Origin of the sequence: Nostoc sp. C117 (assembly GCF_043099735.1) — a bacterium.
Taxonomy (GTDB): domain Bacteria; phylum Cyanobacteriota; class Cyanobacteriia; order Cyanobacteriales; family Nostocaceae; genus Nostoc.
Window position 1 is genome coordinate 1,951,792 of sequence record NZ_CP170991.1, and the last position, 11,071, is coordinate 1,962,862.

Below are 11,071 nucleotides of genomic sequence, written 5' to 3' on the forward strand. Positions count from 1 at the left end.
ACCTTTGCATATCTCTCTTCCTCTGCGGTTTGTTTCTCTTAAGCTGGTTTCGACAACAACTTACCAATGGTGCGATTTTCCGGCGTAAACGTTCCTTTTGCTACGCGCTGAATATCACCAGGAGTTACCGCAGCAATGTCATCCAACTGCTTAAACAAATTCCGCCAAGAGCCAGTTTTCACTTCATATTCCAACAACTGTTGAGCCATCCCCGTATTAGACGCTAGAGTGCGTAATAAATCCGCTCGTGCTTGGGTCTTTACTCGTTGCAACTCATCTGTGGCAACAGGCTCAGTTTTTAATTTGTCAATTTCTTGGCGTAAAGCGATCGCTAACTCATCAACTGTATGACCAGGAGCTGTGAGAGCATAAAATAACATTAGGTTTGGGTATTTATCCCCAGGAAAACCACTGAAACCCTGAGCATTTAAGGCTAAGCGCTGCTTTTCTACCAAAGATTTATACAGTCGGGAGGTGCGCCCATCACTTAATAAACTGCCAATGATTTCATAGATTGCATTATCTGGATGAGTAACTGCCGGACGGTGATAGCCTTCTAAATACAAGGGTTGAGAAGGTAGTTCTAAAGTGACTTCCCGTGTTTGTTTTTGTTGCGGTTCCACCGAGATTTTTTCCACAGGTTTGGCTTTTGCTTGATAGCGACCAAAATAAGTTTGTGCTAGTTTTTTCACTTCAGTCGGATTAACATCTCCGACAATAGCGATCGCTAAATTACTTGGTACATAATAAGCGTCATAAAACTTTTGTACATCTGCTGGTGTTAAGTTACGAATATCTTTGTCATAACCAATCACCGGACGCCTATAGGGATGGACTTTATAGGCAGTATCAATAAATTTCTCCAGCATCATCCCAATGGGCGAATTTTCCACCCGCATCCGTCGCTCTTCCAAAATTACATCTTTTTCCTTATAAAACTCACGACGAATTACAGGATCGAGAAATCGCTCCGACTCCAGCGACATCCAAAGTTCCAACTTATTGGCAGGAAAGCTGTAAAAGTAACGGGTAGCTTCGTTTGAAGTATTAGCATTTAAACCCACGCCTCCCGCTTGTTCGACAATTCGCCCCATTTCGTTTTGCTTGACTAGTTTACCTGCTTCGGATTCCACTTCTTTAAACTCAGCTTCTAACTTGGCAACTTCATCTTTTTTGCCATCAGCTTTTGCTGTTTTAATTTGAGTATCTAACTGTTCCAAGCGTTCTAGTAGGGGTTTTTCTGCCGTGTAATTTTCTGTACCGATGCGCGTTGTGCCTTTAAATGCCAAATGTTCTAGAAAGTGGGCTACACCTGTTTTGCCATCAGGCTCATCTACACCACCGACATCAGCATAGGTCAAAAAAGAAACTACAGGAGCTTGATGTCGTTCCAAAACAATGAATTTCAAACCATTATCGAGGCGAAACTCGGTTAACTTCTTGATGACTCCATCTAGATAAGGTTGGATTGAACTAGGAACTGGCAAAGTTTGAGTTTTCGTTGGTGGGGGAGGAGATATTGTTTGAGTTTGAGCCAGAGCAATTTCTGGCTGCCATCCCCAGCAAAAAACCATTGAGGCCAACAAAGCGACAAACAGCCTACGGGATGTTAGGGATAGATTCTTTGGCAATTCCAGAATCCAAGTTGAGCTGCAAGCCAAGGAAAGACGCGACGTAAAATCCCAAATTGACCGACTGAGTTTGTTCATAAGCAAAAATTAAGATAAAGTTACACTACCGAAGAAGTACGCTACTTAGCAAATAGGGCGTTAATGTTGTATTAAGCTTTTTCGGCTTTTTCAACTTGACGTTAGACAATAATGTTACAAATCCTGTTCCGGATATCTCACCATAACTGTTATGCGAGTTTTTAATTCTCCCCCACCATCAGAGGCTCAGACACGCACCCGGATTTTACAGGCAGCACAACGCTTGTTTGCGTCTCAGGGATTTGATGGCACTACCACCCGTGATTTAGCACAGGCAGCAGGTGTAGCTGAAGGCACTCTATTTCGTCATTTTCCCAATAAAAAAGCGATTTTGGTAGAAGTAGCTACAAGTGGATGGGTGGAGATTCTGACAGATTTACTGACAGAATTAAGTGAAATGGGTAGCTATAAAGCTGTAGCTCAGGTGATGCGTCGTCGGATGTGGAACTTCCAAAAAAATGCCGATTTAATGCGCGTTTGTTTTATGGAAGTGCAATTTCACCCCGATTTACGCGATCGCATTCAATTAGAAGTCATTGCTAAAATGACCGATGTCGGCGAAGCCTTCTTTCAAACAGCTATGGATAAAGGCATTTATCGCCAAACAGATGCTAAACTAGTCGCCAAAGTTTTCTTAGGAATGTTTGCGATCGCTGGTTTTTCTAACAACACCCTCATAGAACCAGACGCCTCCCCCCAAGAAATGCAGCACATGGCAGAAGGACTAGCTGATATTTTTCTTAATGGAGTATTGGTTAAAGATTAGGGGATTGTTGACTGTTGACTGTTGACTGATGAGTGTTGATTGTTGATTGTTGACTGTTGATTGAGGAGTTATATCAAGTCCGGTTAATTACTCATAATTCAAAATTGCCCGTGTCTCCGTGTCTGGTGTGTCAGAGCGTCAGTCTTAACTATAAGTATTCAACCGAACGTACAGTTATTATTCTCCCTTGTCTCCCTCATCTCCCTATTCAAGAGTCAACAGTCATTAATCAACAGTCATCCGTCAACAGTCAACAGTCCCCACTATCTTCGCTTGCTGACTCCACTGTTGTACTAACTCAATTGCTGGACACAAATCTCGTCGCTGCATTGTTGCTACCTGCAAGCGCAAAATCTGTTTGTGCAATCTGTGAGTAGGAGTCTGAGCTAACTGTGCCACAGAACCAATACCTGCATGAAGCAATAAACCACAATATTGTGTACCTACGCTGGGAATACGTGCCAAGTCAGCCAAAGCCATCCATTTATTTACATACTGAAGATGAATCTGGAGTTTATTTGCTAACGCCACCCTTGCCTCCAGAGTCTTTCCTTGTTTTACTAGCGCTACTGTGGTGGTAATCCCACAATTTTGTAGTTGGGATTGTTCTTCTTGGCTGAGTCCAGGTAATTGCTCAATTGGCCAGTCACCAGATGCGACAAGATTTCGATTATCTCTGTGCTTAGCAGACATTTGTAAAAATAAAACATAAGCGTATTTAAATATTGTGACAATCGTAGCGTGCAGCGTGCGTGAAAGTTTATCTTCCCGGTTCTCTATCCTGGTTTTTGATCTAAACGGGTAGCTTGCTCTAGGGCGGCTTTTTCTTTGGCTCGACGAGCATAGGCTTGTAATTGGGCGCGATCGCAACCTGTCAAAATAGCCAGGTTTTCTAAGCTAATTCCCCGCATTAACATTTCTACCCGCCAAGTTTGTTGTGCTTGGGCGATGGCTGGCGGTTGTCCTTGGGGAGTTAACAATCCCTCACTCCATAGTTCCCAACGTATCTGAAGCTCTGATTCGGAAATCGGTTTGCCTGTTTCATTCAGAAACATTGCTGTTTGATTATCTTTACGATTTTTCAGCAATTTGATTAAGGGATTATTCGTGTAATAACCGTAGCGTTTGCCCAAAATCCACTGATTTACAGGTACTTGCCGGACAAAGCCGGGAATTGTAATTTGTAGGAAGTGTCCTTGAGTATCATAAATTTGGTGCGATCGCTCTAAGCTAATTATTTCTGCAGCAGATAACCCAGCACCAAATAACACATAGGCTAAGGCATAATCTCGTATTCCCAATTTCCTGGCTTGTTGCAGAATTTCATGAACCAAACTACCAGGTAAATCAGCTACTTCTGTGGCGATCGCACCTCCTTGTAAGGAGTTAGCTGGTGATTCCCCAGAGTATGACATTGCCCCATGTAAAAACAACTCTACCAAATTTTCCAAAAAATCATCCCGATCCTCCCAAAGTTCATGGAATTCACTGGTGAATTCAATTACGGCATATCCCAAAATCATCCCATTGAGTAAACTGGCTAATTTTTCTGCTGGAAGATAGGTATTTAAATGTCCTTGCTCGATTATAGTAGCTAAATACTGCGCTACATAACGGTTTGCCTCTGTTACCCCCCGGCCTAAGGCGCGGCGGTTTTCCGCCGGGAATTGGTCGGCTTCCCCCACCACAGAGCGAACCAACTCTGGCACTCGTTCTAATGCGTGTAAGGTGTCACTTGCATAATCTTTGAGAGCTTGGTAAACATTACCAGGAGGAGTTGCCCGCCGCACCAGCGACTCACCGAGATTCTTGAAGGCTGCGGACTCTTCCAGCACAGCCAAAAGCAACCCATGCTTGTTACCAAAATTTCGGAATAATGTCACTTCATTGACTTCAGCTTTTTCAGCTATTTGCCGGGTTGTGGTAGCGCTGACTCCATGAGCAGTAAATAACTCAAGTGCAGCTTGGATAAGGCGTTGACGAGTTGAAATAAGTTGAGACGACATAAAATATGCAAGTGGCACTTGCACCATTATAAGACTACTGCTAGGATAAAAATGTAAGCGATACTTGCTTGACTCTACTGTAACGAACTAGTGTACAGATTGGGTAAATCCCTTGGGGGATGGCATCCGAGAAAAGGCAAATCGCTCGATCATCCATCAAGAGGAATTTTTATGACCGCAAATTTTGGAGCGATCGCCAAAGGCGTTGGCGAAGGCGTTGCCTCTCGTAGAGAAGGCATCATTCCTGAGACAGGAAATCCACCTAAACTCAGTTGGACAAATGTAGTATTTTTTACTACATTTCATGTCTTAGCACTACTAGCTCCTTGGTTTTTCTCTTGGTCAGCATTAGGTTTGGTAATGTTTTTCCACTGGTTATTCGGGAGTATTGGTATTTGCCTGGGATATCACCGACTACTGAGCCATAAGAGTTTCCAAGTTCCCAAATGGTTAGAATATGCGATCGCCTTGATCGGAGCGATGGCTTTACAAGGGGGGCCAATTTTTTGGGTAGGTGGACACCGCCAGCATCACGCCCACACCGAAGATATTAACCTAGACCCCTACTCTGCTCAACGAGGATTTTGGTGGAGTCATATGCTGTGGATTCTATACCCGCGTGCAGAGTTTTTTGACTATGAAACTTATCACAAATATGCTCCCGATCTAGCAAGACAACCCTTCTATCGCTGGCTAGATCGCTACTTTTTACTGTTGCAAATTCCCTTAGGATTATTGCTATATGTCTTAGGAGGATGGTCTTTTGTCATCTACGGAATGTTTGTCAGATGTGTCTTACTTTGGCACTCAACTTGGTTTGTGAACTCAGCATCACACTTGTGGGGTTATCGCACCTTTGACGCCAATGATGGCGCTCGTAATCTCTGGTGGGTATCCCTTTTAACCTATGGAGAAGGATGGCACAACAACCATCATACTTATCCTCACATGGCCAAATCTGGCTTATCTTGGTGGGAAATTGATGTAACTTGGTGGAGCATTCAAGTTTTGCAGACTTTAGGTTTAGCTAAAAAGGTTGCCTCGCGTCCTCCTCAAAGTGCAACTCACGGCTAAATTGTAATTAGTCATTAGTCATTAGTCATTAGCAAAGATAAATGACTAATGACATATTCTTTGACGATAAAATCCCAACGAGGAAAATCTCAGCAATACATCAAGCGTGAAAACTGACAGCATTTCTTACCGCCTTTTTCAAGAATTTTATGGCATTGTTTTGAATTAATTGGCAACCCACCTCAAACTGCAGATAGTTATAAATTCTCTTCAATTGAAATTAAGCAAACTGCATTCCGCATAGGTGCTGTTTTTCTCCCAACACAAGGGGAAGAAAATCCGATTTACTTTCTTAAATCCCCAGTGAGTTAGTTTGTCGGAGTTGCAGGGCTAGGGCGTCTCAAAACCTATTGACAAGAGGACTCGCCCGATGGGTAATATTTGGACGCGCTAACCCTGTAGAAACACGCGAGATTCCCTATTACCTTAAGCCTTATGCGTGTCGGCACACCTTCGCTACATGGGCTATCAGCAATGGCAGTACACTGGACAAGGTTGCCCTCTTGCATTGGGGATGAGGTTTTAACCGTTTTGCGTTATTACTGCCACCCTAATGTCGTTGATGCCAAATGCCCTGATTTTTGATTTCCGGGCAAGACAAGCTGCTACTTAAATGCTACTTATAAGAAAAGGAAAAAATCAGTAGAGAATAGACTTACAAGATATGAATAACTTTATTAAACAAACTTTTGCTAGTTTAATTGGCAGCTTACTAGGACTAATTATTTTCGCCGGACTGGGAACCAGCGGACTATTTTTGCTGATATTAGCTGCAACTTCTTCTAAAGAGACAGGTCCGCAGGTGAAAGATAAGTCAGTGCTGGTTTTTGACTTATCCATGAAAATTACTGATGCTGAACCCAATTCCGACAAATTTCTTCAGAACGCACTCTCAGGTGTCGATGAAGAGACAATGACACTCCGCAAAGTTGTGGAAACCTTAGAAAAGGCACGGCGCGATCCGCGAATTGTCGGTATCTATCTAGATGGGACACGCAGCGGCGAAGCTAGCAATCTCGGCTATGCTTCTCTCAAAGAAATCCGGAAAGCACTCGAGGAATTCCGCGCTGCTGGGAAACAGGTTGTTGCCTATGGCAGTAACTGGAGTAAAAAGGAATATTATCTGAGTTCAGCAGCAAATTCCGTTATCCTTAATCCCTTGGGATTAATGGAAGTCAACGGTTTGAGTTCACAACTGATGTTCTTAACGGGAGCATTGCAGAAGTATGGTATTGGTGTTCAAGTTGTGCGGGTGGGGAAATTTAAAGGAGCAGTTGAACCGTTAATTTTGACAAAGTTGAGTCCAGAAAACCGCGAACAAACTCAGAAGTTATTGGATGATGTTTGGGGAGAGTGGCGCACTACTGTGGGTGCCAGTCGGAAAATTGAACCAGAAAAGTTACAGGCGATCGCAGATAATGAGGCGTTTTTAGAAGCAACACAAGCTAAAAGCAGTGGTTTGGTAGATCGAGTAGAATACGCCGATGAAGTAGTGAGTGACCTGAAAAAGCTCACAGATAGTGATAAAGAAGAGAAAACATTTCGGCAAATTAACTTGAATGATTATGGAGAAGTTAGCGGCAAATCTTTAGGTGTAGAACGCAACTCAAAAAATAAAATTGCCGTTGTTTATGCTGAAGGTGAGATTGTCGATGGCAAAGGTGAAGATGGAGAAGTAGGAGGCGATCGCTTTGCGAAAATATTTAGCAAATTGCGAGAAGATCGGGATGTGAAGACAGTTGTATTGCGAATTAATAGTCCTGGTGGTAGCGCTACCGCAGCCGAAGTGATGCAGCGAGAAGTAAAATTAACTCGTCAAGTCAAACCAGTTGTAGTATCAATGGGCGATCTCGCCGCCTCTGGTGGTTACTGGATTGCTAGCGACTCTAATCGCATTTTCGCCGAACCAAATACAATTACAGGTTCCATTGGAGTCTTTGGAATATTATTTAATGGGCAAAAGCTGGCGAATGACAATGGTATTACCTGGGATTCAGTGAAAACTGGACGCTATGCTGATAGTCAAACAGTTTCTCGCCCGAAATCGCCTCAAGAGTTAGAGATTTACCAACGCAGTGTTAATCGGATTTACAATATGTTTCTGAATAAAGTTTCTCAAGGTCGGAAACTCCCAGAACAAAAAGTTGCAGAAATCGCCCAAGGAAGAGTTTGGTCAGGTGTAGCAGCAAAAGAAGTTGGTTTGGTGGATGAAATTGGCGGTTTGAATAGTGCGATCGCATATGCTGCCAAGCAAGCGAAACTAGGAGAAGATTGGGAATTACAAGAATATCCCCGCTCTGGCGGCTTGGGAGAACGCTTTTTTGGGCGAGCAGCTCAAGAGGTACAAAATACTTTCGGGATTGAGAAAACCCAACTCAAACCAGCTACTCCCCTCACCGCCGAATTCCAAAAACTGCAACAAGAAATCGGAATTCTGCAAAAAATGAACGACCCACAGGGAATTTATGCTCGGTTACCTTTCAACTTGAAAATTGAGTAGGTGGGCATTAGACCTCTTGCAAAAGTGCTTTTTGCAAGAGGTGGGAAAAGGGAAAAGGTTAAAGGGAAAGGTGGAAAGGGAAAGGTGGAAAGGGAAAGGGGTAAGGGGGAAAGGTTAAATTTATCCCTTTACCCTTTACCCTTTACCCTTTAACCTTTTCCCCTGCCCCTCTGCTCCCCAGTCCCCATCCATCTAAGACAGTCTGTCAAAGATTTTTTAATTATGTGGAGAATACAGACAAGGCCTCACTTAGGGTAAATTACACATTAAAGTCTGAAATGGAGATTGTCGATGCAACTTCTCGAATGTCCTCGTGTTGCAGTCATTGCTGGAGAAAATGCGGTTCACGTTTCTCAACTACCCCATACATGGCAAGAGATTGCAAGAGGAACCACGAGTGTGGGACTTTCCCATCCCCAAACTTATGTTGAGATGGCACAGTTGTTTCTATACAAATTAGAGCATGGTGAAGTTGACTTGTTTAGCGATCGCCCCCAACTAGCTCATTTAATACCGTCATTTTCCCAAATATTTGCCCAGCTAGCATGGGAAACCCTCGAGTTTTTTGGGCAAGATTTTATGAAACAGAGCTATCCCAATTTTGCAGAAATTCTCCGAGAGGTAGAGTCAAAGGGAATCGAGTCCGCTGATGAGGTAAAAGTAGCTCGTATTGGCATAGATTTATTCAATGAGTTTGGTTACGAACTCCCTGCCAGCTTTTATCATGTGCATTTAGCACCAATTTACCGAGATCATATTTTTGAAGAACGTGCTTTAAGATTTGACCCCCGTGACATCGAACATAAACGTTCTTGGGATGCCATACTCCATGCAGGTAAGGTATTTGCTATTCAAATGAAAGTGCAAAGTATTGCCTCCAAATATGGTTTTACTTATCAACATGGTTGCGGTTGCAACTCTCACCTATCTTCCATCGATCCGGCGCATGGGGCATTTGAATACGAATTGAGTCCCGAAAAGCGTCAGCGATGGATTCGCAGTTTCATCTGGACTGCCTGGTATGAGTATGCCTTTTTTGCGATCGTACCGAATACGAGTTATTTGGTGTAAAAGGTACTGGGGAGATGAGGGGCGGAGGGGCAGAGGGGCGAAGGGGCAGGGGAGATAATACTAACTCCTAACTCCTAACTCCTAACTCCTAACTCCTAACTCCTAATGCCCCATTCCCTTTTACAAATTCTCATCCAAAATTGTTCCTTCTATATTGGCTCCTTCCAAATTTGCCCCGTTTAAATTTGCCTGGTTTAAGTCTGCTTCGTGGAGATTTGCCTGGGACAAGTCGGCGACAGTTAAATCTGCGCCACTCAAATCCGCTCCATTTAAATTTGCAGCAATTAAGCTTGCTTCGTGTAACTCCGCATCACTCAAGTTAGTTTCAATCAGCTTGGCAACTGTCAAATCAGCTTGACTCAAATTTGCTCCATCCATTGCTGCTCCATCCAAAATGGCTCCATCTAGGATGGCTCCAGTTAAGTTGCTACCACTGAGATTGGCATTGCTCAAATCTGCTCCATTCAAGTCTGCCTGAATCAAACTGGTTTGCACTAAATTAGCATGACTCAAATTAGCTCCATCCAAAATGGCTCTATCTAAAATTGCGCCACTGAGGTTAGCTTCCCTGAGGTTTGCCTCACTTAAGTTGACACCAGTAAAGTCTCTTATGCCTGCGGCATAATTTTTCAGGAGTTGTTCTGCTTTCATATCTGTTTTGCTCTGCTAAAGAACTTTGAATAGAGGCTACCCAGACAGGCAGTAGATCCTCGGCACGCGCTGCAAAGGATATATGTGGTAAAAAGTCAATACTAAATCAATACTTTTCGGTTAAACCCAGTAATCTCTTTTTTGGTCTGGGGAATGGTTAAAGGGCAATGGGGAAAGTGAAATTCAAACCCCTTCCCTTTCCCCTTTCCCCCTTAACCGAAAAGTATTGAATACTAAATCACTTTTATCTAGGTTAGCCATCCTGAACTGCTAGCACTACTACCTGGAGTTGTGAATTTTTTTCATACCTGGGAGAGATGTTTAGAGATTATTTAAGCATTGGTGCAAAGCGATCGCTATACTCTATTGTGGTGTTCGTCTGGTACAGGTTATGGCAAAACCAATTCGTATTCTTTTGCAGACTACGATTCCTACGACTGAAAATGACTGGAGCATTTTTCGTTTCTCAATGTTACAAGATTACTTAGCATCTATTAAAGATGAAGCGGGAAACTCTGTATTTGAAGTTACAGGACGCGATTATGAGTCAGATACAGTAAGTGGTGACCCAGTATTAAGTACTCTCGACAAATCAGATTTTGACGAACTGTGGCTGTTTGGCTTAGAAGTGAGTGACGGTTTAACCGAAAAGGACATTGCCGGAATTAATGCTTTTCGGCAACGTGGCGGCGGTATTCTGACAACACGCGATCATCAGGATATGGGCTGTTCAATGTGCGGTTTAGTTGACATTGGTGATATCCACTATTTCAACACCAAAAACCCCGACCCCGATGAATCTCGTTGGAACCGAGATGACTCATACACAACTTATATTTCCTGGCCTAACTATCATTCTGGGGCAAACGGCGATTATCAAAAAATTACCATTGTTGAACCCATTCATGAACTTTTGAAAAATCCCAATTCACCTTCGGGACATATCGAATTTTTCCCAGCACATCCCCACGAAGGCGGTATTGGAGCGCCTTCAGGCAACACTAATGCACGGGTAGTTGCTTTAGGGAAAAGTTTAGTGACAAATCGTAACTTCAATCTTGTTGTCGCGATCGAGCATCATCCAGATCGACAAGGAAATATTCTCGGACGAGCAGTAGCTAACTCAAGCTTTCATCATTTAGTAGATTACAACTGGGATATTGAAAAAGGCTGTCCCACTTTTGTCGATGAACTACCAGGAGATGGCATGAAAAAAGAGCCACGTGCCTTAGAAGATATCAAAATCTATGTACGTAACGTCGCTTTTTGGCTAGCAAATTAAAAATTCATACTG

At 43.1% G+C, this 11,071-nt stretch carries 9 protein-coding genes and 1 pseudogene; 6 read left to right on the plus strand and 4 right to left on the minus strand.

The features are described from left to right. Positions 1-38 precede the first annotated feature (38 nt). Complete coding sequence (locus ACFG4S_RS09135) at positions 39-1,574, minus strand: M16 family metallopeptidase (RefSeq protein ID WP_392535943.1); 1,536 nt, start codon at positions 1,572-1,574, stop codon at positions 39-41. Between the two features lie 286 nt (positions 1,575-1,860). On the opposite strand from ACFG4S_RS09135, the gene ACFG4S_RS09140 reads away from it, so the two are divergent. Beyond that, on the plus strand, positions 1,861-2,475 hold the full coding sequence (locus ACFG4S_RS09140) for a TetR/AcrR family transcriptional regulator (protein WP_392534497.1): 615 nt from the start codon (positions 1,861-1,863) through the stop codon (positions 2,473-2,475). Positions 2,476-2,718: 243 nt separating this feature from the next. Here the strand turns inward: ACFG4S_RS09140 and ACFG4S_RS09145 are convergent, their stop codons facing one another. Further along, positions 2,719-3,168, minus strand: coding sequence for a DUF4332 domain-containing protein (locus ACFG4S_RS09145; protein WP_392534498.1), 450 nt, complete (start codon positions 3,166-3,168; stop codon positions 2,719-2,721). Positions 3,169-3,251: 83 nt separating this feature from the next. After that, positions 3,252-4,481, minus strand: a complete 1,230-nt coding sequence (locus ACFG4S_RS09150) for a TetR family transcriptional regulator (protein ID WP_392534499.1) — start codon at positions 4,479-4,481, stop codon at positions 3,252-3,254. A gap of 171 nt (positions 4,482-4,652) precedes the next feature. Here ACFG4S_RS09150 and ACFG4S_RS09155 point away from each other — a divergent pair, with 171 nt between their 5' ends. From ACFG4S_RS09155 to ACFG4S_RS09170, 4 genes and pseudogenes are all read left to right on the plus strand, one after another. Then, on the plus strand, positions 4,653-5,555 hold the full coding sequence (locus ACFG4S_RS09155; protein ID WP_392534500.1) for an acyl-CoA desaturase: 903 nt from the start codon (positions 4,653-4,655) through the stop codon (positions 5,553-5,555). A 106-nt stretch (positions 5,556-5,661) separates the two neighbouring features. Further along, positions 5,662-5,852 (plus strand): annotated as a pseudogene (locus ACFG4S_RS09160) (DUF2887 domain-containing protein); the annotation flags it as partial. Between the two features lie 367 nt (positions 5,853-6,219). Beyond that, a complete protein-coding gene (sppA, locus tag ACFG4S_RS09165; RefSeq protein ID WP_392534501.1) occupies positions 6,220-8,055 on the plus strand; it encodes a signal peptide peptidase SppA in 1,836 nt (611 codons plus the stop codon). A gap of 291 nt (positions 8,056-8,346) precedes the next feature. Then, positions 8,347-9,126, plus strand: a complete 780-nt coding sequence (locus tag ACFG4S_RS09170) for a hypothetical protein (RefSeq protein WP_392534502.1) — start codon at positions 8,347-8,349, stop codon at positions 9,124-9,126. A gap of 120 nt (positions 9,127-9,246) precedes the next feature. Here ACFG4S_RS09170 and ACFG4S_RS09175 read toward each other — a convergent pair whose 3' ends face one another. Beyond that, positions 9,247-9,777, minus strand: a complete 531-nt coding sequence (locus tag ACFG4S_RS09175) for a pentapeptide repeat-containing protein (RefSeq protein ID WP_392534503.1) — start codon at positions 9,775-9,777, stop codon at positions 9,247-9,249. Between the two features lie 391 nt (positions 9,778-10,168). Here ACFG4S_RS09175 and ACFG4S_RS09180 point away from each other — a divergent pair, with 391 nt between their 5' ends. Then, the gene (locus ACFG4S_RS09180; protein ID WP_392534504.1) at positions 10,169-11,059 is read left to right on the plus strand and encodes a hypothetical protein; all 891 of its coding nucleotides are present in this window, start codon (positions 10,169-10,171) and stop codon (positions 11,057-11,059) included. The last annotated feature ends 12 nt before the right edge of the window (positions 11,060-11,071 follow it).

Bases quoted from the DNA above. Each gene is read 5' to 3' on its own strand.
- ACFG4S_RS09135 (WP_392535943.1), bottom strand. From the start codon at position 1,574: ATGGTTTTTTGCTGGGGATGGCAGCCAGAAATTGCTCTGGCTCAAACT.
- ACFG4S_RS09140 (WP_392534497.1), top strand. From the start codon at position 1,861: ATGCGAGTTTTTAATTCTCCCCCACCATCAGAGGCTCAGACACGCACC.
- ACFG4S_RS09145 (WP_392534498.1), bottom strand. From the start codon at position 3,168: ATGTCTGCTAAGCACAGAGATAATCGAAATCTTGTCGCATCTGGTGAC.
- ACFG4S_RS09150 (WP_392534499.1), bottom strand. From the start codon at position 4,481: ATGTCGTCTCAACTTATTTCAACTCGTCAACGCCTTATCCAAGCTGCA.
- ACFG4S_RS09155 (WP_392534500.1), top strand. From the start codon at position 4,653: ATGACCGCAAATTTTGGAGCGATCGCCAAAGGCGTTGGCGAAGGCGTT.
- sppA (WP_392534501.1), top strand. From the start codon at position 6,220: ATGAATAACTTTATTAAACAAACTTTTGCTAGTTTAATTGGCAGCTTA.
- ACFG4S_RS09170 (WP_392534502.1), top strand. From the start codon at position 8,347: ATGCAACTTCTCGAATGTCCTCGTGTTGCAGTCATTGCTGGAGAAAAT.
- ACFG4S_RS09175 (WP_392534503.1), bottom strand. From the start codon at position 9,777: ATGAAAGCAGAACAACTCCTGAAAAATTATGCCGCAGGCATAAGAGAC.
- ACFG4S_RS09180 (WP_392534504.1), top strand. From the start codon at position 10,169: ATGGCAAAACCAATTCGTATTCTTTTGCAGACTACGATTCCTACGACT.